This is a genomic window from Psychrobacter sp. AOP3-A1-26 (genome assembly GCF_052378235.1).
GTDB lineage: Bacteria > Pseudomonadota > Gammaproteobacteria > Pseudomonadales > Moraxellaceae > Psychrobacter.
The window spans coordinates 1-24481 of record NZ_JBQSXN010000047.1 but is presented as its reverse complement, the minus strand read 5'-3'; the positions used below and the strand labels follow the sequence as shown (position 1 = coordinate 24481).

General features: G+C 38.8%; 17 protein-coding genes and 3 pseudogenes. 2 read left to right on the top strand and 18 right to left on the bottom strand.

Features of this window, described 5'->3' with window-relative positions; translation table 11 throughout:
• From ACT3TU_RS09000 to ACT3TU_RS08930, 15 genes and pseudogenes are all read right to left on the bottom strand, one after another.
• Positions 1-243 (bottom strand): annotated as a pseudogene (locus ACT3TU_RS09000) (hypothetical protein); the annotation flags it as partial.
• A gap of 47 nt (positions 244-290) precedes the next feature.
• Positions 291-2786 carry a BREX-1 system phosphatase PglZ type A gene (gene pglZ / locus ACT3TU_RS08995; protein ID WP_192524660.1) on the bottom strand — a complete coding sequence of 832 codons (2496 nt, stop codon included), beginning with the start codon at positions 2784-2786 and terminating at the stop codon, positions 291-293.
• Positions 2786-4855, bottom strand: a pseudogene (gene pglX, locus ACT3TU_RS08990) (BREX-1 system adenine-specific DNA-methyltransferase PglX); the annotation flags it as partial. The pseudogene pglX (ACT3TU_RS08990) and the gene pglZ, both read right to left, overlap by 1 nt.
• A gap of 48 nt (positions 4856-4903) precedes the next feature.
• Positions 4904-5605 (bottom strand): IS1 family transposase, encoded by a 702-nt coding sequence (locus tag ACT3TU_RS08985; RefSeq protein WP_444784296.1) that lies wholly within the window; start codon positions 5603-5605, stop codon positions 4904-4906.
• A 49-nt stretch (positions 5606-5654) separates the two neighbouring features.
• On the bottom strand, positions 5655-7127 hold the full coding sequence (gene pglX, locus ACT3TU_RS08980; RefSeq protein ID WP_444784295.1) for a BREX-1 system adenine-specific DNA-methyltransferase PglX: 1473 nt from the start codon (positions 7125-7127) through the stop codon (positions 5655-5657).
• Positions 7127-10783, bottom strand: coding sequence for a BREX system P-loop protein BrxC (brxC, locus tag ACT3TU_RS08975; RefSeq protein WP_192529491.1), 3657 nt, complete (start codon positions 10781-10783; stop codon positions 7127-7129). Before brxC ends, pglX (ACT3TU_RS08980) begins: the two co-directional genes overlap by 1 nt.
• 13 nt (positions 10784-10796) lie before the next feature.
• A complete protein-coding gene (locus ACT3TU_RS08970; protein ID WP_192529490.1) occupies positions 10797-11405 on the bottom strand; it encodes a DUF1788 domain-containing protein in 609 nt (202 codons plus the stop codon).
• Positions 11406-11448: 43 nt separating this feature from the next.
• Positions 11449-12036, bottom strand: coding sequence for a DUF1819 family protein (locus ACT3TU_RS08965; protein WP_192529489.1), 588 nt, complete (start codon positions 12034-12036; stop codon positions 11449-11451).
• Between the two features lie 627 nt (positions 12037-12663).
• Positions 12664-13425 carry a hypothetical protein gene (locus tag ACT3TU_RS08960; protein ID WP_192529488.1) on the bottom strand — a complete coding sequence of 254 codons (762 nt, stop codon included), beginning with the start codon at positions 13423-13425 and terminating at the stop codon, positions 12664-12666.
• Between the two features lie 425 nt (positions 13426-13850).
• Entirely contained in the window at positions 13851-14408 is a 558-nt protein-coding gene (locus ACT3TU_RS08955; RefSeq protein ID WP_444784294.1) for a hypothetical protein, read from the bottom strand.
• A 13-nt stretch (positions 14409-14421) separates the two neighbouring features.
• Positions 14422-17004 carry a tyrosine-type recombinase/integrase gene (locus ACT3TU_RS08950; protein WP_444784293.1) on the bottom strand — a complete coding sequence of 861 codons (2583 nt, stop codon included), beginning with the start codon at positions 17002-17004 and terminating at the stop codon, positions 14422-14424.
• Positions 16997-19309: a hypothetical protein gene (locus ACT3TU_RS08945; RefSeq protein WP_443562269.1), complete on the bottom strand. Its 2313-nt coding sequence runs from the start codon at positions 19307-19309 to the stop codon at positions 16997-16999. Before ACT3TU_RS08945 ends, ACT3TU_RS08950 begins: the two co-directional genes overlap by 8 nt.
• Entirely contained in the window at positions 19296-19865 is a 570-nt protein-coding gene (locus ACT3TU_RS08940; RefSeq protein WP_192529484.1) for a hypothetical protein, read from the bottom strand. Before ACT3TU_RS08940 ends, ACT3TU_RS08945 begins: the two co-directional genes overlap by 14 nt.
• A 244-nt stretch (positions 19866-20109) precedes the next feature.
• Entirely contained in the window at positions 20110-20328 is a 219-nt protein-coding gene (locus ACT3TU_RS08935) for a helix-turn-helix domain-containing protein (RefSeq protein ID WP_192529483.1), read from the bottom strand.
• A 992-nt stretch (positions 20329-21320) separates the two neighbouring features.
• Positions 21321-21818: a hypothetical protein gene (locus ACT3TU_RS08930; RefSeq protein ID WP_444784292.1), complete on the bottom strand. Its 498-nt coding sequence runs from the start codon at positions 21816-21818 to the stop codon at positions 21321-21323.
• Positions 21819-21859: 41 nt separating this feature from the next.
• Here ACT3TU_RS08930 and ACT3TU_RS08925 point away from each other — a divergent pair, with 41 nt between their 5' ends.
• Complete coding sequence (locus ACT3TU_RS08925) at positions 21860-22171, top strand: IS630 transposase-related protein (RefSeq protein WP_318779287.1); 312 nt, start codon at positions 21860-21862, stop codon at positions 22169-22171.
• Positions 22143-22709 carry an IS630 family transposase gene (locus tag ACT3TU_RS08920; protein WP_192523203.1) on the top strand — a complete coding sequence of 189 codons (567 nt, stop codon included), beginning with the start codon at positions 22143-22145 and terminating at the stop codon, positions 22707-22709. Before ACT3TU_RS08925 ends, ACT3TU_RS08920 begins: the two co-directional genes overlap by 29 nt.
• Here the strand turns inward: ACT3TU_RS08920 and ACT3TU_RS08915 are convergent.
• From ACT3TU_RS08915 to ACT3TU_RS08905, 3 genes and pseudogenes are all read right to left on the bottom strand, one after another.
• The gene (locus tag ACT3TU_RS08915; RefSeq protein WP_444784291.1) at positions 22696-23442 is read right to left on the bottom strand and encodes a hypothetical protein; all 747 of its coding nucleotides are present in this window, start codon (positions 23440-23442) and stop codon (positions 22696-22698) included. The two genes, ACT3TU_RS08920 and ACT3TU_RS08915, sit on opposite strands and share 14 nt — an antisense overlap.
• Positions 23443-23913: 471 nt before the next feature.
• The gene (locus ACT3TU_RS08910; protein WP_192523105.1) at positions 23914-24159 is read right to left on the bottom strand and encodes an EexN family lipoprotein; all 246 of its coding nucleotides are present in this window, start codon (positions 24157-24159) and stop codon (positions 23914-23916) included.
• A gap of 133 nt (positions 24160-24292) precedes the next feature.
• Positions 24293-24454: pseudogene (locus tag ACT3TU_RS08905) on the bottom strand (IS1 family transposase); the annotation flags it as partial.
• Positions 24455-24481: the final 27 nt, after the last annotated feature.

Sequence of the window (24481 nt, the reverse complement as noted above, 5' to 3'; positions counted from 1 at the left end):
ATTATAACCAGACTCACTGGTTTCAAATATATACAGTATCTTATTATTATCAAAGTTTGCTTCACGATTTTTTAGAACTTTAGCATAGCTTTTTAAAAGCTTATCAGTACAAAAGTCTTCTTCATCGTAATCAAATCCACACATATCTACTGTAACACCGTACTTTGAAGCTTGAGCATTTGTTTGTGTAGATGCACCAAGCATCATCAGAGAGCTAGCTAAGATCAAACTCACTTTCTTCATTACTTTCTCCTTTGGTTTCAAAATATTAAACGTTTTTCTTATAAATATTAAAAGTCAAAATTACTATCAAATGAGCGTCTTACCATGTAACTTAATGACTTATATTCTGTATAGTGGGACGTGTCCTTTAGCTTCTCCTCAAGCTTTAACAGTACCTCTCGATTATTGTAATCGTCTGCCTCTCGTGTGAGGAGTAACGTTACCTGTTGCTCTCTATTTCTCGCATTTTCAGAGCTATAGTCAAAAGTAAGCTCATGGGTATCTGATATTAGCTCACCAGAGTCTGCATATAGCCCCAACCTTAATATTCTAGGTCGTACTTTATCTGTTACTGGAGTATTCTGATATAGACCAATACTGAGTTCACTTGAAGTAATGATTGAGTTTGATCCACGGAGTACCTCAACCTCAACTGCCGATATATCGCTTTGTCTTTTTTTATTAACCTTTAAAAGTGGAATAACAATCTCTTGTAATGCTGCACCACCGTGCACGAAGCGACTACCAGAGCCTCTAACTCTTAGACGATTGATTGACTTGGGTATCTGTACCTCCATATCTCCTTCTAATCCGAGTTGTGCTGAGCTGAATTTGTGTAAGCTAGGTAGATCTTTTAGGTTGCGACCTAAGACAAAGCGTCTGTTAGTATTAAGCACTTCACCTGAAGGCGTTGTTCCTGAAAAATCACTTTCATCTATCTTACGATTTTGATAGATAAAACCATGATCAGCGGTGATTAAAACATTATTCGCATTCGCATTCGCTAACTTTTTAATCAATTGGATTAGCTCACCGATAGTTTCTTGAGCTGCTACAAAAGCGTCACCTTCTGATTGAATCTTATCACCCGTATGATCTATACGGTTATGATAAATATATATCACATCATTGGCCTTGAGCAGCTCTCTGCTATCATCACGATTCAACTTTATAAAGTTCTCAGCGGTAACGGCACTACCTCTACCTGCCAGCGCACTCCTCAAAATCTTATTTCTTGAATCACTACCTTTTGTACTAATCGAATCAACTAGTACAGTACCACTGCCATCTTCAGCGAAACTCAGCTGCTTATGAGGTAATAGTGATGCCATGCCAAGCTGAGTGTAACTTGGCAACATTGACAACATCGGCTCAAGCTCGGCATCAAAACGATCTTCTTGGCGTATCAGTCGCATCAATTCATCAGCTACCTCGTAACGTAGAGCATCAGATATTATGACATAGACCTTGTTGTTACTAGCTAAGAATGGAGACACAAATCTATTATAGAAGGTCTTTTGTAATGGGATTGGCGTCGCCTCCCATTTAGGTGTTGTATCTACAAAGCTCTGGAAACGATTGTTCAAATCGAGCAAATAGTTATTGGAGTAAAAGTTCTCAACCTTCTCAGTCATCTTATTAAGCAACGTTGGTTGATTGGCTTTTAACATATGATAAATATATTTACGATATAGCTGATCAAGCTTGAACCAAATCTCACTGTAGCGTATGACACCTTCAGAGAAGCTATTCATCTCATATTTTACTTGGCTCAGTTTATGCATAAACTGTGCAGCATAATCAATCGCTTCATAGATATCTTTAAACTGCGCATACCAGTGGCTTTGACGACGCTGACGTATGAACTGAGACACTTTAGAAGACGTTATCTCACTACTCAAAACTCCACGTATTAAAGAGTCTATTATCTTTAAGTCGATAAGCTCAAAATAATCTAACTCAATAACATGTTCGATATCACGTTTGTTTAAATCTTGCTTAATCCCTAAGTAGTCAACAAACTCTGCTGATAAACGCTCAAAGCTATCCTTTTGTTGGATATTGTCCTTCCAGCGTTTAAAGAAAACCAAAGCATCACCTGTGAGCTTCACCTCACCTTCAGTGCTCATTGCATAACACGATTTAAATAGCTCGATAGCAAAGTCACGGATACCTGGCATCTCACTTTCATAGCCATAATGACGATACATTTGCTGCCACAAAAACGTATCCAAATGATATTTTTTTATCATCTGGATTTTCTCATCACCACCACTTGCCAGCTCTTGCAATAACGTCTCTACTATCAAGTCCAGCCTTGGCTCAGACTTGGCACAGACTGCACACATCTTTAGACGCATAACTCCCACGCTATCACCAGCTTTAAGTAGTTTCTTGAGCACTTGCTTGCGGTTTTTGGCTTGAAAGAAAGGTGCATGCTCACGCATGACTTCAGAATACTCAGTACCAACCTCAAGCTCAGACAACCATATAGATGCTTGATCCGTCCGAAATATGGTATTGGCTAGCTGAACATCCAACAGCCAGTTTTCAAGTGGCTCTGGCTCTGCACTGGCTCGGTATAGTAAAAACTGTTGCTTGGGCGCTGCTCGTAATACTTGGTATTTAACGCTAAACTCATTATTGTCCAAGATAATCTTTTCGACGTCTGGTAAATCCAACGCCTCAAAATCATCACGCAGCTCAAGCTTGCTGTCGTACCAAAAAACAATACGATGATTTTTAAATAAATTTATTAATAAGTTAGCAATGCGTTCACTCATTAGCTTAAGCCCTTAACACTTTTTAATGCAGATCCAAGTTTAGGATAATTGACCTTGACTCCATCATCCAAATCAATCTCAATTTTCTTAGTCGCTAATGGATATAGTGTATCTCGCTCATACTCCTCGAGCTCGAGCACCAGTTTATTTATTTTGGCTATTTCCTTGAGTGCTTTAGTTTTCTCGCCTTCGGTAGCACTACTGCTAATATTTAGTGCTTGTAGACGACCTTTGTGAGCCTCAATTTTTATACGAAACTCTCGCAGATATTCATTGAGTACTACGCTAGCGGTATCTGAACGATAACGGTGCATATAAATAAGGGCGTTAAAGTCACCACTTGAGAACATCCAGTAGATTGGACGTTTTTTATAGCGCTTGATGTGATCGTCATAAAAGCCTTTTAGGAAATAATCACGAATATCACGTGGCTTGCCATTTTTACCTAGAGCCATTTCGATAAATTGCATATTTTCATTGTAATTCGCTTCACCAAAAGCCGTCTTTAGGAATCTACGGAAGCAATCTACGATGTCATCGCTAAACCACTCACCATCTAATATAGGTAAGACGTTGTCCTTGTCAGGTGCATAGCTTGGCTCAGGTATCTGCTGATAGTAGTCCTCAATGGTGTCGCCTTGATTGGCCAGTATCAACCCTGGCTTGTCTAAGCTATAGCGACCAAACATACAGCCAACAGCATATGAGATAAGCTCACGCATGGTATCTGCCAGTAGTAACGCTTCAAGCTCATCTTTTGTTTTATCGCCACCATAGCGATAGTAAGGGTTACAAGTTAGGGTAATCTCTTTAAGCGGTACATCTGGAGTTAGCTCATCCTCCAAGCCATAAGCTTCAATAAAGATGCGGTTATTTTCTTCTTCAAGCCGTTGCATCTCATCAGTCATGGTTTGCCAATGGCTGCGCAATGCTTTATAGGTATCTGCTAATGCTGGCTTGCGATACTCGTCTTCCAGTAAAGGCAAGGTCGTAAAATCCCATGAGGTTTCGTAGGCATCCCAGTCTTTTTTAGAATCCTTAATCAAAGAGCTAATTATAGGTATAATCTCATTTTTACCAAAATCTAAGGATATTGGTAGGCTTGCGATATTACCAGCTTGAAAATTTAAAGTAGGATTAACTACGCTGAGCATATTATTTGCAATTTTAGAATTCAAAAACCCTAGTATTACTTCTGAATTTTGGACTTTGGGGAAACATGCCGATCCGCCAGCATCAAATAACTCACCACCGGAACTATACCTAGCAGAAAATCTTGAAGAGGTAATACCACCCCAGTTTACATTAGGTTTAAAAATATAATCTAGATTGAAGTTAGTTGCCCAAATTCTATCCTCTTTTGGATGTTTAGTATTCTGTAACAAATAACCGTCACCTTCCCAGTTAACTACATCCAATTTATTACCGTACCACCTTCTATACCCACCACCTTTAAGATAAGAGAACCATTTTTTTTCAGATTTTTTTGCCATATTCCTACAACTGTGGCGATCTAATCCAAGTTTTAATAAAGAGTTTTCAAACCAATATCTAACATAAACTGAATTTCTAGCAGTCACCATACCCTTTCTTGTAGGTGCTATATCTTCGAGATAATTATATTGACTGAAAGCTTGTTGTATACCATAAGCTGTCCAATATGCTATTGGTGTGCCTGGAATATTTTCTAGATCTGAAATAGCAATATGGTAAATTAAAGAGCTGTCAGGGTTCTGGACTATACTTTCAATTAACTGTTTTTTAGCCATCTCTGACTTTCCATCAACTAATTTTAGAAAAGCCCCTTTGTAATCTTTTCTAACACATCTTTCCAATATAAAAGCTGTTGTTTGAACTACTTCGCCACCGATACTATCAAATCCATGAGCACCTATATGTGCCATTGAATATATTGTGCTTGTATTAAACAAATAATCACGGAATTTCTCGAAAGATGAGAGGAACATCCAACTTTGCATAGTCACCATGGCGCTAAATCCAGAACTCTGTATTAACTCCAACCCCCTTTCAATAAACATACTGAATAAATCGTATTTACTATTAGGATACTGCTGAGCAGCCCAATTCTTGGTGGTGTTCTAAAAAGTATGCTGGCATCAGACGTAGCCATAATTGATGTAAAAGAACACCATATCAAACACTTTGAAGTGATTATCGAGCTTTTTTGAGAAGCAACAAGTCTTTCTAACCGCTCGTCTTAATCGGTGTCTAAGGCGACAGTTATTACCCTCTATACCTATGGTATGCTGTTTGCCAACCTGTTTGTGATCACCTTTAAAGGCGGTTTTAAAGCTATCCCAGTTGTCCATACTGATAGAGCCATAGCTTACTTTAAGTTGCTTTAAACGTGCTCTTAGCTTCTTAGCCGTTTTTAGGTCACGTTTGCCCCAAACATGAGCGACAATCTCATTAGTAGCACGATCATAAACGTAAATGAGCCAAACTTTACGTTTCTTGCGATACACGTAAGTCCAGAACTCATCAACCTCTAAGCGTTCATAGTAGCGCTTCTTAGGCGCGATCTTATAAATGGATGAGCCTATGGTGCTCAATACTTTACCGATACTGACTGAGGCTATAATAGCTATGTCTCTAACGCCGCAACCTCTAACCGTCATTAGCCGTATGATGTCTTCTATTTTAGAATGACAGCCGTGATAGGTTAAGGCATGGTCACCAATAAATTGTCGTTTGCAGTCCTTGCATTGGTAGTTCTGCTTGCCATAGCTTTTTATGCCGTTTTTCTTTAAACTGGGACTGTGACAGTCGGGGCAGCTGATATCTATTTGTGTCTTCATAACCTCAAATATATCATCTTGCTTTGGCTGTCACCCTCCTTTTATCTCCTCAGCATACTTTCTGATACACCACCCAATTCTTTAATCTTGCATTCATACCACTACCACCCATGTAGGGCGGATTAGCCACTACAACGTGATAGCGCGGACTCAAATAGTCAGTTTGTTTTAATACCGTTAGCACCTTCTCATGCGTATGACTTAAAAACAGTTGCCCAGATACATCCTTAGTTTCTAACTGTGCTAATACATCTGTCACATCCATTAACGCTGGTCGTATGAGCGAGCCGAAGTTATCGGCTTCATCAAATTGACTTAAGGTAGTCTCAAGGGTACTGTTAAACAAGTCACGCCCGATAAAGTCCATATATTCGTCAAGCTCACCTTCATCAAACTTAATGGCTTCAAGGACGCAAATATTTGGACGTATTTTTTTACTAAAAAATCTTTTCTGTTTAGCACGTGCTTTCATTGTTAAGGCAAAAGCAGCCAACTCGCCTGCCCGCTCATCTAGCTCGATACCGTATAGGTTGTGCATCAAAATCTTCGAAGGAATATCTGATGCACTATGACCTTGCTCTTCATATATCTTATAAAGTAAGTCAAAAGCATAAGTGAGCATATGACCTGACCCGCAGGCAGGATCACATATCTTAAGATCTTCTGGACGCTCAACTTTTAAAAACTGAGTTTCGTCATTGTCCTCAGCAGGCTTGATATAGTATTCCATACTGTCAGAAAGATTAGACTCTGGATGGTTCAATAGCCATAAGCGGCCTAGTGAGTTCTCTACTAAGTAACGTACAATCCAGTGTGGCGTAAACAGCTGAGTGGCTGCAGGGATGTTCTCTGGCGTGACCTTTTCGTTTTTCTTAAGCCCTGCAAATACCTCGTCCTTTTTATCAGAAATATAAAACTGATATAACCACCCTATTACCTCTACATCTTCACAGACCTCAGCAGTCATCGCATCACGCATAGTCGCTAGGATAGAACTGGTAGATAATAAATTATCTGGCATCAAGAGCTGAGTATAGTCATCGATGCGCTGAAATAAGAACGGCATATTGCTATGCCAATAATTACAAGTCGCTACCAGTAGCAGTCGATACGACTCCGCTTGTGGGTCATCGCTTGGCAATGTCCCGTCTAGTAAGCTCAGCACATGCTGCTGTATTTTTTCTGGTATCTCTCTATCGTCGATATGTCCCATCTTAGCTTCTGCTAAGATTTCAGGTTGTGTCTGGCCTTCTGCTGGCGAGACAACCCCAATACGAGTGTAATGGTTAACATCCATGTAGCGCAGGGCACTGAAGCGATTGAACCAAATATAAGCTACTCGTTCAATGAGCTGTTGCTTACCCAATTCAGCAATCTTCGCCTCCAGTTCTGCTATTGAGGCAGGATGCTCACGCCTCGCTAGGCTATCTTTCGCCAGTACAAAACTTAGTTTAGTATTTACCTGCTCAAGTAGTGTAGCTCTAGCCTGTTGTGCAAACTTTTTAAGATTGGCTGTTTCCATTATATTTGTACCCTTTTACCTTTACGGATCTGTTCAAGCATCACTTGACGCATGGCCTCTATATACTGCTGCACATCTTCTTCACTCTCTAGCCAGGCACTTTCATAAAGCACCTTTAGTTTATTTAAAGTAACGCTCTCCATGACAGGCTCTTTTACTTCATGCTTGTCAGTCATGCTATTACTAGTTTTAACAGTGAGGTTTGGCTGGCCAACTTTGCTATCAGGCTCGTATGTACTTTTTACGGTATTCTCTACAGAAATAGTTCGCGGAGTGACTAAGGCCACCATCTTCTGTAATAACGCAGAATAAGTATGCTCTTCAAAGTAATTAGGACTATCTTTAATCACAGCGATTAAGTGTGCTTCCTTGATTGAATGTACCGCTTTAACGAAAGGCGCATCAAACTCAGCTTGCCTAACCTCTGGTAACTTGGCATATTCTTTTGTTTTTTGCATACGTGATTGCATCAAATTAATAGCATCGATAGCATCTTGTCGAGCCTGCTCACACGCTGATTGAACTTGATCTTTGAGAGTATCTAGAAGCGATTTTACTTGCAAAATCTTATTTCCTTTAAAGATTGCAGTATCCTCCAGACTCCTACTCAAGACATTGGCTTCAGTACTATCGATATACTTTAAGTTCGACTCATGGCGGCTTAAATAAGCTTTCGCATCGTCATATATCTTTTTTTGAGACCCATTCATAAATCCAAAAATCAGATCTAGCGTATCTTCTTTGACATTGAATAGTTCATCCTCAACATCTTCATTCAGCTGTGTCAAAAACCATGAATACGGCTCTTTCGTTAATACTCTAAGCTGCTTGATCGCTGGTTCCAACTCACGAAGGAATGGATAGCTATTGATAGCTTTTAGAAGGTCTTCAATCTTAACAATCTTTTCTTTGAGGCTCTCGATGGTTTCGACCGCTAATGCTTTCGCCTCAGTGTTACTTGGAGGAGAGTCAAAAAAACCTTGATAAAACTCTTTTAGCTGACGTATCTGTGAGGGCGTAAAGTCTAACTGTGGCTCTAAAACCATGTTTTCACGGCTACGAGCATTAAGCAGACTATCTGCTAATTTATCTGATTCCAACAAATTACCATCAATTTGAACTTCAACTTTATTGCGCACACATAAGCCTGCCAGCGTGTACAGTGTCGCTATCTGACTCCAACCATAGGGCTTTTTTTCATAGTATTCGACTAAGGATTTACCAGTAGTGCGTAAACCACTTCTCTTATTCCTGTTGATGTAACCAAAAATATCACCTTCCGGTTCCGATAGCTGATTCATATCACCATCTAAGGATCCTTGCTGTGCACCTTGCAATACATCTCTGACATCACTTTCCTTATAAGATACACCTTTTAGCATTTGTAAGTTTGGATACGCTTGAGTGATAAGCTCATTAAAACCTTTATTAATACAGCTTTGTGCATCTGAAGCATTTGCTGCTATTTCATTACCGGCGACAAGTAAAGTAGCGTCTACTATTAACGCCTCAATACGAGTCTCTAATTCATTTAGACGTTCACGGTTTTGTAGACCTTTATCTTGAAGAATACGACTGACTGAAAGCGGCTTAGCCGTAGTATTATTGTGCGATATATATTTTTCTGTCCGTTTGTACATGATGAGTTCGTGCATAAGCCTAGCATCAGGCGGCATGGCCACAAGTAACTCATCGGGATGAAGTGCTGACTTACTAACCAGCTCGCTATGGCTTTCTGAATGCTCATAAAATGGGCTTATGACATTGATGGATAATTCAAACTCTCGTCCATATAGCTTATCATCAAGCTTATTTGAAAAAGAGTAGTCCTGACCTTGATTACCTAAGCCATTAGCATCGTATCGAATTTTTCGGTTTTTAATGACTGTATTAAATATAATCTGTTGAAGATGATCTGCCACCGTTGCCGTATCGACATCCGTACTTTTGATCTCTTCCTCAATATCTTTTTCTTCGTTCGTTAAATACTCATATACCTCACCTGTGCGGCGTATATACGTCTGACTCTCTAATAAATTTAATGCTTGGTCAATTTCCTTTTTCAGCTGACCAATGTCCTTATCAAAGCTGTTAAGCATCAATACACATATATTATGTAAAGTTGGCTTAAATTCTTTAATGTACTTAACTAAAAATAGTGCTTTTAAAACACTAATAGCAAAGTTACTGTCTAAGTTCGATTCTGCCGTTAAAATAGCGCTTTGAATATCAGATTTCAGAGCGGTACGAATACCCTCGAACATTAAATCAAAGGTTGCTAACTCACCAACTTGATTATCACTTATTTTCATAATAACTTGTTGGAACACACCCAGCATTGATCGCTCACCAACTGAACTGTGCTGACCTTCAAAAGCATTATGCTTGGACAGATTAGAGATAGCAGCTTGAAATAACGTAAACTGGTAAGGTATAAATGGATAGCTATTGACAAAGTGCTCTTCACTTTTAAAGTTTTGGTATGCTCGGTTTTCACTCGCAAAATCAAACAGCGTTTTAAAGTTATTTTTTTGTTCATGATAAACGGTAGAGAGAATCTCTTCGCCAGCTTTATTTTTGATAAGCAAGCGCTTTTGAATCACCTCAGCCACATCTTGGCTAGTGAGCTTCATGCGATTAGCGAATCTGGCTTGAATCTTAGAGAAGTCATTGCTTTGTTGGCCTCCTCTTTCACCTACGACACTATCCATATCTTCTTGAGCAGTGACGATTACCCATGCTCTGCCTTTACACTTAGTTGCTAAGCTTTCTGCAACCGTTTGTAGGTTAGTCATGAGCTTTACATTCTCTGCGATGTACTGACCAACCTCATCAACAAAGAAGTTCAACCTGAAATCAGCTAAGTCATTTAGTTTAATCTGCCTTTCTATATATTCATTGACTTGTTTAGCAAAATCCTCGATTGATAGATGATATTGAGCACGGTACTTTTCTAGTATACCTTTTGCGATATCTTCACTTTCATGAGTCACTTGGCTATAGGCTTTAGCGATATTAGATGACTCAAGAATGGCCTGTTCTCTTCCTTTATTCCACTCTTTACCTGAGCTCTCACGATACGCTTGTTTAAAGTCCTCATACAAGGATCTGCTATCAAGGTCGCGTTCAAACTGAGCAATATGACCTTGTTTTCCATAGTAGCCACACATCTCATCGAAAACTTTTACAAAAACAGCCAGTAGCGCGTCAACTTGCGTCTTACTAATAACATCTGCTTTTTGATCAATATTGAACAAAATACTTTTAGATGGAATCGCAACTGCTTTTTTGAGCTTTTGTTTAAGTGTTTCCTTATCCTCACCATTCACTAACTCATTTTCAGGGCATTTAGGTAAAAACAAATCTAACGCTGATTGAGTACCACCACCCAGTTGTACCTGTCTATTTTCAAGCAATAACGCCAGCATTTTTAATAAATGTGATTTACCAGACCCAAAAAACCCTGATATCCAAACACCGTTAGCACCATTGTAGTCATTGTATGCGCTCAAGAAGGCTCTGAGTCGGTTTTGCACTTCATTTGTTAGCACATACTCTTCAAGCTCAATACCAAGGCTAGCATCATCATCAGCTTTAATAACTCCCTCTATTGATCTATCGACTTTTTTTGCGAAAATATCTTTTAAAATGGTCATAATCGTCTCTTAGCTATGCTTCACAATGGTATATATTGAATGCGCGATAATATTTGTCATCATGCAACTTATCAAATAGGTCTAATGATGAGCCTGCCTCAGCAGAATATGAGTAAGCACCTGGGAAAAAGATGACTGTTGGTTTATACTTGGCTGTACTTTGCAAGTTGTTTAAAACATTATGAGAGCGTATATACGGAAAAACTTCACCGACCCCAGTTAAAAACAAAACATCAAAATCTGAAGTCTTAAGCTGTTCAGCTATCGCTGGGATGAGGTAGGCTTCTGGATCTAGAACACCCTGTAACAACTCTTTTAATTCATCCTTAGTGATGCTTTGTTCCAGTTCAATAATCTGATCCCATATCTCCCTCTCTTTAAGCAAGGCGACAGATAAATCATATAAATTAATGGTTAGTACTTCTACACCCTCAACTCTCAGTTTGCTTGCCAGCTGAGTTTGAATGTCATTCATCTGACTCATGTCTCTTGGGCTAAATGGGCAGATAAAAAATGGGACCTCATTACCAAGGCCCTGCATTTTTAGAAACCGCTCACCTGAGATGATAGCAAATAAGTGATCAAACTTAGATTTAAGAGACTTTTTATTATTTACAGACATGCAATTGCGCCTTGACTATGACAATAAACTAGTAAAAACATATTTAATAGGATGGAAAATATTTAATCTCATCTGTATTGTTTTTCTTTATATGATCTAAAAATGTAGTACTCAGCATAACTCCCTGAATGATGTTATCAGTGTTCAAAAAACCAACCTCTCTCATCATTTTGAATAGAACCTGACGTAGCTTATACTTAGTTGATTCACTTAAATTATCGAGCTCACTATACCAATCACACTTATGATTAAAAAAAACATCAAAATCTTCGTGAGTCAAATCCACTTTAAGCGTAATGAACCGCTCACGTAAGACTTCTATTGCAAACTCAGCAATAAATTTATATCGTCGACATATTGCCAGCCATAATATATATATTTGCTCTTGTCGATTTGTCCTCACTAACCATTCAGTTTCTTCTAATGACAGCATTTTCAAACGACCTATAAGCTCCTGACTTATACGCTTAAGTGAGCTTTCAGCTTTAGCTTGTAATAAATTTTCATCGACTACTTTTTTTTTGACTAAATGCCAGTCACTTAATTTTAGATACTCATCCGCTATGACTACACTCTCTCGAGGTAACACAGTAGCTGCGGTAAATGACATTTTATACTTACGAGTATTCATCGGTTTACCCCATTAGTTTAGAGGGTTATAAACAAATCGCCTATTATTGCATATGGATGCCTTAAATAACATACAAGGCACTCAAGAACAGCGAAGTATCATTAGTATCGACGTTAAACGCTCAAACGCTCAAACGCTCAAACGAGAATTTAATAAACTTAGAATAGAGAAAGATATTTTAAACGCTGACTGCTGTACTTATAGTGTGACATCGTGACAGCTCTTTAACTTTGTGGCTTAATACTCAATACTTACATTAACGAGTAACTGGCTTGTCACGCATACAAACAGCCTGTGAAGCCATACAATATATGAGTTGTCACGGTGTCACGTTAAAACCACCTGCCCTATACCCCTCTCTATTATTACCGAAGACTCAATATTCTGAGTAAATACAGAAGAACGCTAATATTAAAGGCAAATCGAAGCTCGATCCTCTAATAATGAGATGATTAGAGGATCGAGCTTCGATTTGTAGAATATTTGAAATGGCTTATCAGTAATCACCTTATGTAGGTTACCTAAAACGAATAGTGATTCAAACTGTCATGTCTAATAAGGATGAACACAATGTAAATTATTATATTTAATATTAATAATACACTGCATGCAGGTTCAGTTTAATATTTAGTCATAATGACACGTAATAGTATTTTTCTGAGTACTGTAAACTGCGCCTCTATCCGCCATTTCACCCCAGTATTCCATAGTACGGGTAGTAAAGTTTGGCCAAATAGCTGCCACATCTGCATTTGATGCAAATTTTAAAACATCTTCACCGCCTGACGATTCGGCTCTAAATTTAAATATATATCTATCTAATGGTTGATTACGATATTTTATACCGTCTATAAAATCAACGTAATACTCAATATATTCTGACCCTTCAACCATTTTTACATCCTTGATAATGTCGCGATGCTCTTGCGACCATTGTGATTTAGGCTTTATGAAGTAAGTATAGTTTTTTGATCCTTTGATACTTTCTGATAATGACTGGCCTTTTAAAAGCTTAAAATCTAATTGATCGCCAGTACAAGCGTCTTCCATCCAGCCAAAACGATAGACCATATCACTAGTTGGTATAGTCCCTGGCTTACTTGTTGTGGAAGTAGCAACAGTTTTAGTATTCTCTTTAGGTGCTCCACCTAAACCTAACCTAACCCCCTCTGCTGCACCTCCTACAACTTCTGTGACCAAAGAACCCATACTTTTTGCTACGGTACTGCCCATTGTTTGACTCTCAGCACAACCAGAAAATGCAATAATGCTACTAACAGCAAATAAGGATAACGTACACTTTGACTTCATAATACTAGCTCTCAATCTATTAAATAATTGTCGGCAGATAATAGCAAATATTTGCCGACAGCTTAACTGTTTATTCATTAAAAAAACAAAATCTCTTACCGTGATGAGTACTTTGTTTTAACTTTTTGTTTACTCTAGTATAGTCTCAGCTTAAGTAAGTTCCTTATAGCGTGCCAGCAGAGGTGCGAGGGCTCGTCGGTATTGTTAACTTCAATATCTAACTACGTAGAACTCTTCAGTCTTATTATGCCCCCATAGCTCTTATAGCCGTGACAACGTGACACCCCTTATAAACATTACTCTCCAACAGAATAGCATCCGTGACAACCTTTCAACAATACAAGTCAGAAATAGGATCCTATCCCTTTCCCCGTATAGCTTGTCTATCTGTCACCTCACTCATGTACTTATTAATACTCACATGACCAACTTAGGTCAACCAGATTAATAACCACTACAAGTTATATTAAAGAAAGTAGTCGTTCAGAATTATAAAAGGCTCTCTAGTTTTCGATGAGTATCATCAGCAAGTATCCTACATATTTAAGAAGTCCTGACGAAGCATAATAATTATCTGTTACAGCTAAATTTTTATCAGAATGTCTACATTTTTTCTGTACTACGCGTACTTCATAACCATGAAAACTCTCACGAGCACCAACACGTATTGAGCTATCGAGTCCTAGCTCTTTTTTAAAATCACGTACTGCTTGCTCGCTATGTGCCCTAATCTGCCAATGACTGGCATCGATAAGTTGACAACCTACTGTCACGAACTGCTGTAGCATTTTAAGCTGCGTCTCTTTAATTCCAAAATGGATAGATGAGGTATTTGAGTTGTGTTTATCTGCAAATATATCCGCAAACAATTTCAGTCTAGTAGGCTCATCAATTGACATCTGATACGCACGATCAAGTGTTTTAACCAAAATTTCTTGGTTTTTGTTTCCCGTGGGCGCACTCAGCAGTAATCTATCATCAATAAAAATCTGATTAGACCTATTATAAATTTGTCTAGCCTCATAAATATGGATACCATGCCGAAGTGCGATCTCTGCCAACTGATCTGCTCTTTTATCTATCAACACTTGTTTTTTGCAGCTCTTCTAACAGCGCAATGACATCGTAAACTTTAGGATGAATAAATATAGATAGCTGGGTACCTACTGCATCATTTAGTGTGTTTTGCTCATAATCTGTATTAGCTAATGTTCTGTTGTCATCGAATAAAATACTCTTGTTAGCAACCTTACTGATTAAATAGCCACGCATCTTATCAAGATGTACCTGTTTAGTGCTAGCAGCATAAGCCCTGTCATCCTGTCTATTCACTGTCTGATAAGCAATACCTGTCACCATCTCAAATACGGTTATAGGCATAGCAAGCTTAGCCTTACTCATCTGCCACCCAGCCAGCAAATGAGCGGTATGAATATAGTATTCAAATGTAGTGTCTGGCGTTAGATGCCCAGCAAGGCTAGCTAATCCAAACCACATCCCCTTTTCTTTGTTATTAGCAAGCACAGCGCTAACGATAGCGTCGCTATGGGCTGTATCATAATCTGTCATCACCCGCGCAAGTGGCGAGCCGCTTAATACCAGCGCCAGTTGGCTAATCGCGGTATGCCGCAAGCTATGAAAAGTGAACCCATGGGTAATCAGCAGTCTATCCCATATCATTTTCATCATATTACTAAAGAATACGGACGGCAGTGGCTGATCGCCTGAACCTTGTGAAAATAAATAATTTCTTTTTAATCTTTTTTGTTGATAATAGAATGCAATGAACTGTTGTAACTCGTCACCCTTGAAAAGACTATCTATCGGTATCACCCGTTTGGCACTACTACTTTTTAGGCGGCGATATCCGTTAGGTTTGAGGATTATTTTTGGCACTTCAGTCACTTGTCCATTGATGACACCTATATCTGTAATATCGTTAACTTTAATACCAATGATTTCATTAATACGCATCCCTGTTCGATAAGCAAGTGCCAGTACAATAAAACATAGCTGCTTTTGTTCTATCTCTAACTCTGATGTTTGGATATAACTTTTCATCGCTCTATACACGCGCGGTGATATCATTTCAGCTTTGACCACTTGCCGGTTATTACCCCAGGGAAAATGCACATAAGAAGCATCAAAGTACATACGCTGATGATCGTGAAATGCTCTCAGACGGCCATAAGTAAATTTCTGGCTATCTTTTAGGCAGTTAAGATGAGATAGCTTTTTACCAGTAGCATTGTCATCATCATCTATACCACTAAACATATCATCAAACTCTGACGACTTGCACAGTACAGAAAACTTGCGACCGTCTTTTACTTTACTTTGAATAATTTGCTCATATATTTCCTCAAAGTCAGCACCTTCCCACTGATCAATATCCTCATCCATCGTCAGCATAAGCCAATCACGACCGATGCAGCCCACATATTTACTGATGGTATTCAGTCTAATGCTATGATCATCCAGTAATGATAACGCCCAGCTAAGCAATCGCACAGCATTAGGCTGGCTAGTGTCTGTCTTTAAGGTTGTGATAGTAGAAATAGCGGCGTTTCTAGTCAATTTCAGCGCATCTTGCAGCTCTTTGATCAGATTTTTACTAAAACTTGGATAATTTATGGTACTACTTTGGCTGTTCGACTTTATCGATGCTTGATAGCTGGCATCAAAAAGCTCAGACCACTTAAGTGGCTCAGGGTTTTTATTGATGACTTCTTGGTTATAACGAATAAGCTTATCAGTAGGCAAATCTGTTGTTTTTATATCGCCTTGCTTCACCACGGCTAGCGCCCCATCAATCAGGCTCCCCTCTAGCTGTCTCCAGTGGTTGTTGGCGTATTTGATAAGCAGTGAGTGCTGCGGGCGCTCACTATCTTTATTGGTAAGTTTAAGCGTTTTTGAGATATCGTTGATTATGGTATTAAATGGCTTTATCTTGGCAGTGTTTAACTCTTTATCCTTTAGAGCGTATAAAAAACATAGGCTCATATCATCGGGAATATAATCAGCGAATCGCTTTAGACTTTCACTCTCATCAGCAGCGCAGCCATAATTATCATCAGGTACGCCAAGCGCTATCACGGCCAAACGCTCCATCCCGCTTTTTTTATCAGTCGCTGGCATGTTAATTTGATATATACGGCGCTCATCAAAAATCCAATCATACAGCGCTTTTAACACATCAATGTCATTGATACCGCCATATATGATGCTGCAATACAATAAACCCTCAACTAAGTCATTGACTGAGAAGCGCCGTTTTCGTTGCCAAACCTCTATCATTGTTGCGCCACTGTCTGCCACAGCGCGTCCATTCACAAACCAATCATAGTTAATGATCAAGCGCTCACGAGTTGCCAGTATCGGTACCACAGGCTCATCAAGGTATATCTGGTGAGCTTTATTATAATCACGAATAAACTCTAAAAAGCCGCGCCGCGCCAATTGAAATTTTTGAGCGGTATCGAACTTCTCCTCTAGTAACTGGTTAATCGCTTCATAATGATGCTGCAGCTCACAAGGCGATTGCATAGGATATTGATTGATATATTCTTTAATTAGGGCTTTAGCATCACGCTTGATACTTTTTTTAGCTTCTTCTCTATTAAGCTGTCGCAGTTTATGAGCGCTAATATTATCCATATAGACGAACCTCAATTTGTTTTAAGTGAAGGTTTGTAGCGATCGCATCTAAATGGGGACTGAGCTGGTGCAGCTGATTGATAGAGCTTGATGACATCGGGTGCATGAATTCCTGATCAGCATGCTCATGACCGTAAAGGGCGCAAATCAGATAGTCGGGCACGCGCCCTGTGAGCATAGATCTAAGCTGATGACGCAGCCAATTATCCTGATGACTAAAAAAGTCTTGCAACTGGTAGCGGACTCGGCTTGGCGTGATAGCAGTAAACCCTTTTGGATTTTTTTGGTAAATTTGAATGAGGGGTTGTTCTGATTGCAAGATGTCATTGATGGGATAAGGCGCTGCTGGACATAACGGATTATAGATGGCGGCAAATTGTTTAATATAAGTCATGTAGTTTTGTATAGCCGTTATCAAAAAATTGCTAAGAGGAACGAGCCTGCCATCAGACTGCGCATGACGCTCTTCTTTGTCAGATACCCATAACATGCGCCGCTTAAAGTCAAACTGGTGTAGCAAGCCTGGTGCGTGCTTGACTGGGCGAATACCGGTTTGGATCATAACAATATGCCATAGCCAAATGCTATAGCTATTGAACTGCGCAATATAGCGATCCATGTGGGATTTTAGCTTCTCATTAAAGCTCTCGGCACTAGTCGCTATTTGATCAAAGAACTTTTTACAAATACTTGTCTCAAGCGCCATGTCACTACCAATGTAGTTTTTATTGCCATTCATCGGTACGCTGCACTCATCTATCAAAAGCGCTTTTTGCTCGTCATTACAGTACGCACATAACAACTGCACGGCGTTTTTATAAGTATGCTCTAATTCTGATGTTTTAATACTGGTGTAATACAGTGCCGAGCTATGCCGTACATCAATACCTGTGATCAGATCAGCATGTAGTGGCTGTTTAAACTCGTTTTTGATAATGACAAGCAGTCCCGCTTCAATATGCTGAGGACTAAGTGCTGGCAGGTCAAGCTGGCTTTTAGCGTAAGAAAGAGCCGATTTAATCTCATCGGATGAAACAGTAAGCTTATCCTCAAGCATGACCTGCAAGGCAACAGGCAGTGCGCGATAAAAGGTACTGCCATAGCTTTGTCTGTGGCCAAGCAGATGACTTCGAGTATTGGTGGTCACATCAATCGTGATGGCAATGCAACTTATCTTACGGATACGGTCATAAATAAAATACTGACGTTGGCTACGACTGTACTGCCAATCGGCAATAACCCTATCAATACTAAGACCGCTTAGCAGTGATAGCAGTAATACTGCATATCCAGTCTTATCTTCTGTATTTTCGCTAATAAAGCGTTGCCAAAGCGTAGCAAATAGCATTTGGTAGCCAGTAGTACTCATCTGACGATGATTGGCGGGAAAATGAAATTGATTGCGACTAGCATGTTGATGATTATTTTTTAATCGCCACTGCTGTAGCTCAGAAGATTTAGCGATTTGTATAGCGGGCTTAAAGTCATTGTCTAGCAATGGTACTTCATCGTCATCAGAAATATTTTCAGCGCTTGCCACGTTACTGTGCTTTCTTGATTGCTTCGTACTAAACAATATCTCTTGTAATGGCTCACCATCAATATGCGCCACTGTCTTGGTGACTGTTTGAGCCGACTTTACTCGTTTAGTGTTTTCAGTATAGGTTTTACCAATAAAAGCCTTATTATCAATCGCTACCTCATAAGCCAACCTAATTTGACCAATTTTACTACCAAGATATTGGTTGGCTGTTTCACCTGTTGCCTCTTCCTGTTTGACGCTTGCTTCATATTGTCTGATATGAGATAAGAATGAGGATAGGCCATCGCACTGATCGTGAATGCTGATTAACTGGTCGAGAATGCCACGTTGTGGATCAGAAGGTCTTAGCGCCATACGAACACGCACACCAAGCTTATCTATTTTGGCAAAGTGTTTGTCGTGGCGTACTGTGATCATAAATATCACTTTTAAATAGCCGCTCATAAATCGCCAAGCATTATTATTTATATCAACTTCGCCATACACCTGATAAAAGACAATCAGCATATAGGTAACCGCCCACTCTACTGTTTTACCTTGCCGAATGGTTTGTCTAATCACATCTCCACAGTCTATATCAGTAAAGCCTTTAAGATTGTCATACGGTATCGAAAACACTAAACCAATATCATCATCTGCTACCAGACTAATTACATTAATCGCAAGCTGACGTATCTGTAACTGATGCGGCGAGTCTACAGGGATAAGCTTGTCTAATACTCGCCTAGTAGTCACATCATCAAATAATTTAGTTTGACTCATAAGAGGCATCCATCCAATCCATGTTTTTGTGCAGTCCCAACATCACCTCATCATTAACCGCCTTGCCCTGCTGATACTCATAAGCACTTTGATTGATACCAGCAAATCTACAATAGTTCTCTATGGTTAAACGATCAATATTCATAAGCTCACAAATAATGCTTTTTGGCGCACTAGTGCTCAATGCCTTTAAAAACTCAGGATGATTTATTCCTCTTGAGAAAGCCATCTCGACAACCTCACTCCAAGCCAAGCGCTTAATATCTTTCAGACTTTCAGCAGCAACTAAACAAGGCTGACGTAAGCTGGGCTCTTCTCGAATGACTTTATCAATCCGCATAAACTCATTGAAAAAATAGTAAGTCTCATTTTTATCAATTACCAAACGCAGTGGTGGTCGATAGTAATCATTCAATCTAGTCATGTTTATACTTGCCACTCTTGGTCTAAACTGCTGCCAAACTGCCAATGCTTTTTGCGCATCTGTATGTATAACCAAATTTCTTTTATCAAAAGTTAAGAACTTCTGAGTAGGTTTTAGATGAATAATATTCATTATATTTATCTTAATAGTGAATTATATTAATTATAATATGTTATAACCTATCGATTGTAAAGCCCTTAATATCGCTGTCATATCCTTATGTTTAGATAACTGAAATATTAATCCATAACCATTTTCTAGACAAAAAAAATACTCTCCAACCTATGATAAATAAAGGCTAAAGAGTATTTTAAAATTTCAATTTTAGTTGGGTGAGGAGGTTAACGTCTTATAGCAGTCGACCTTCCTATAAAACTTAGTTCTCTTCATTCTCATCGGGAACATACTTTAAAACATCCCCTGGGCTGACTTTTAATACCTGGCACAACTTACTCAGGGTATCGAATTCTATGCGAGTTGTCTCATCGTTATAAATTCTATGAAGCGTTGATTTGCTGATGTCTGTCATTCTTACTAAATCTGCAACTCGCAACCTTCTTTCCGCTAAAAGCACTGGTAGATTACATAAAATCACAATAAAATCCTTATTGGTAAGTAAAAAATACTTGCCAGTGACTACTTTTCTGTTAAAATAATACTCGTTGGCAATAACTAAGTTTCCGTCAAAAACTATTTTGTGCTGACTAACGCTTTATTATGTCATAGACTCATCTTGCTGCTCAATAGCTGGCTAACTATGACGGGTGCGACTTGTTCGATAGATATAATGACTATAAAAATGTGACACTAATCATAGTCATTCTGCCATTAAAAAGGAGTATATTGTGGGCATCAGGATTGAATGGAGCATGACACAAAATGCTTGGGACAAACGGGTCTGTGAGGATTATTGGGCCTATGATCATAAAACCAGCTATATAGATTATGTCCACCTACTTTGTCAAAAGTATAATATTAGTTCACACGTATTATTTAAAACCATAAACCAATGCTATGCTTGCTTAGATGATGTTTGTTGTGAATATTGCGGGAGCGCCTGTCCCATTGAAGTACCCGCTGATATCACTTATATGCGGGCAAAAGAGAGTTGGTCTTGTGCAGTATGTGAGAATGCTATGTGGAGAGCGGATTTTGTTAGCAAATGAGATACCAAGATCTATCAGCCGAGCAATCTTATATTAATTAGATTTTAAAAAAAATACGCAGTTTCGGGGGAGATTCATCAAAGATTAAATCTTAGTATAGTGGTTGTAGGCAGTGAGCTACTGACTACACAAACTTAATTAATATTTTAATGGAGTGTCGCTATGCAAATTTTTATGAATAATGGTCAAGGTGCAGGTTTTCCAAGTACGACCGGTAACCCTTCAGGTGGTGGCCGTGATAACAATCCGCCAAGCAAATAAATGATTTAACATAAGGAGAGTATCATGTCTAAAAATAATAACAGTAAGCCACGCCCTCAATACCCAGAAAATAAACCTAGTATGAAAGAAGGTCAAGTGTCTGGTAAAAAAAAGAAGTAACAACTCTAAACCTTAGCATAATTTAGTTAAAAGATTTATCTCAGGCCATGCGCTCAGCACGTGTGGCTTGATTTTCTAGATACTCTGGCCACTTGATACGTTCAGCTTTTATGCCTTCACTTATCTTAGACTCATAATAGACAGTCATAGACTCCCATAAGTCATAATAATCATCATAGATAACGCAGCTTTGTTCTTTATTCATTTTATTCTGCTTAGCTGTTTGCTCATAGATGTTCTGAAAAAAAGCATAGATGAACCAGATGATAGCTTCAGCACTAGGCGGTAGCCCTTTTAGGTCGCTTATATCTTCAGTCTTTATATACTTAACAAATGATTGTTGCCAATTTATCAGCACTTTATTAGGCTCGTCCCTTGCAGAATTTTCCATACCGACTAGCCAAAAGACGTCTTCAAGACTAAGCCAGTTTCTCTTACTGTCTCGCTCGCTTTTTTTATAAATGAACTCATCTAGCCTGCCTTCTTCATCTTCTACCTTCCAATCAATTTTGTCCCGAATATAGTCAAATGACTTCAAAAATGTTATAAAACAAATCAACTAAACGATTACCACTATAAATGACCATGACTTACTCCCTAGATTATCGCAAACAAGTCCTCAAAAGCTTAGATGAGGGCATGACTTTTGCCGAAGCTGCCGTTTTCTATGATATCAGTCCAACGACTATCCAGAAGTGGAAAAAACGTCTTCACAGCAAAACTACTCGAGATATCAAGCCCTACAAAATAGAAGATGAAGCCTTAGCTCAAGATGTCAAAGACCACCCTGACGATTATCACTATGAGCGGGCACAGCGTTTTAATTGTAGCCCAACAGGCATCAGTAAAGCCTTAAAGCGTATTGGTATTAGCAAAAAAAAAGACACTTGAGCATCCCAAAGCTTGCCCCCTAAAGAGAGCTAAGTATCTAAGAAAACTTAACGACTTCATCGCTCAAGGCTATCCCATTGTTTATATGGATGAGAGTGGCTTTGAGGCCGAGACTATTAGACTCTACGGCTATGCTGCCATCGGAACCCCTTGCATCGACCGCTATAACTGGCAAGGTAAAAAACGAACCAACGTCATTGGTGCTCTCTATGGCAAGATGCTGTTTGCGCTAGATTACTTCGAGAAGAACATCAATGGGGATATATTTTATGATTGGTGCAAGTACACGCTAATCCCAAACCTTAAGAGAAAATGTGTGATTGTCATGGATAATGCTAGCTTTCATAAGCGAGTCCAAAGACTACTCAACAGGCACGGTCACAGGCTTCTATTCTTACCGCCTTACAGTCCTGATCTAAATCCCATTGAAAAGAAATGGGCTCAAGTGAAGTTTCTACGTCAAGGTTGGATGGAAAACGACTTATCTAAATTATTTTATGATATTTGTCCAAGGCATAACTCTTTTATGGTGCAGTGACTATACCATACAAACTTGTAGGCATTGTCTTGTGCTTCTGAAAATAGAAGACAGTTAGTAATAAATGAATAAAAGAGCGCGAGGTACAAGTAAACGGACTGCCGTTTTTATTGATTAAACTATGCTTTTTACTAGTTGAGTCATAATGCCATTTATCTGGATTTAATTTTTGCATAAACAGCCAGCCTAAACTAATAGGTGCAATAGCCTTTGAATAGGCCGCATGGTGAATACAGGCATCAAGATGAGCAACGAAACTCAAAGCTACATGTAGATAGAACTCGCTTGCTGGCATGTCAGCGTTGAGAGTGTCATCCTCATAGTTGAACGTATTGGACAAATAGGTTTTGAATTTTACAATTAGTTGATCACTAAGCTCTTGGTTTAGACATGAGTCTATAACCTTAGTATGCTCAAGTAGAACATGAGCTGTCTCAGCGCCAAAAGAACGCAATAAAGACTCATAAGGGTGACTGAGCGACTCATCCTCTACAAGTTTTATATCTTCCTTAGTAATACTACCTTTTTGCTGTGTAGTGGCTAAATCATCAAATATACTCGCTAATTGAGCTTGTCGTTTTCTATGTATCTTAGAAAGTTTTTTAGTGAGTTGACTTGCTAAGCCCTTGCCTTCCGGTATGCCTTTTATTAATAGCTGAGACGGTAGCATACTAGTAATATACCTTTGCTCTTCAGCTTTAGTCTCATATGAATTGATATTTTCATTTGGCATAGCCACCATCTCTTTATTTGAAATACTATCGCTATTTTAAACTCTTATTTTAATATAAAGCAGAAACTGAATGAACTGATTTAAGCGTTTAAAGTCTGACTGTGGTTATTTGGCAATTTCTTGATAAGTGCCTTTACTGTCAAAGCGACCGTTTAACGCTAAATCTTTTCTATCCGATACTTTGCCTAGGTGACAATACCAGTATTTTTTTGGTACGTTTTTATCAGCTTTAATATAACGAAGAATGATGTACTTAACATAACCTAGCAGAATAAAGCGCTACCAAGCGCCTTCTCATGCTACTTAACAGTATCTTAACGTTTTACGAAATAATCAGGAGTAATATTGGGGTTTGCTTATTCTCCTGTTAGTGGATTATAAGCAGTTACACGCTTTTTATGAAAGGCTCAAAAAACTATGATTGTCACACGTTATTTATTTTCTAGCTATAGAGATGATTGGTACGTCTGTTTAACCTAATGCGGCTCCAACCAATTTATTTCGTGCTTTACCAGCATTCCTGCAGTTTTCCTTAAGCGCGCCCTCAACTGTATACCCTTTATCGCGTTCTGCTTTGCATTTATCCTTTATTTTTTTGATTTCACTTGGATTGTCAATGTAATGCTGAGTGCTTAGAACTTTCTTTCCCTCTTCACCACAAGCAGCCAAGGATAATACTGAAATAACAGCAATACCTATAAGGTTTAAGTTTTTCATATTAACGTCCTGTTTATCGGGATATCTATTCAAAATAGATGATAGTAGCAATTACTTCAGGATTATATCAACTAATTTTATGTTTTAGGAGATAAGTCCATTTTTTGGTGGTGTTCTAAAAAATATGCTGACATCAGACGTATCCATAATTGATATAAAAAAATACCAAATCAAACACTGTTGAGTGATTGTCGAGCTTTTTAGAGAAGCAACAAGTCTTTCGAACGGCTCGACGTAATCGATATCTAAGGCAGCAATTATTGCCTTCTATACCTACAGTATATTGTTTTCCAATTCATTTATGATCTGATTTAAAGTCAGT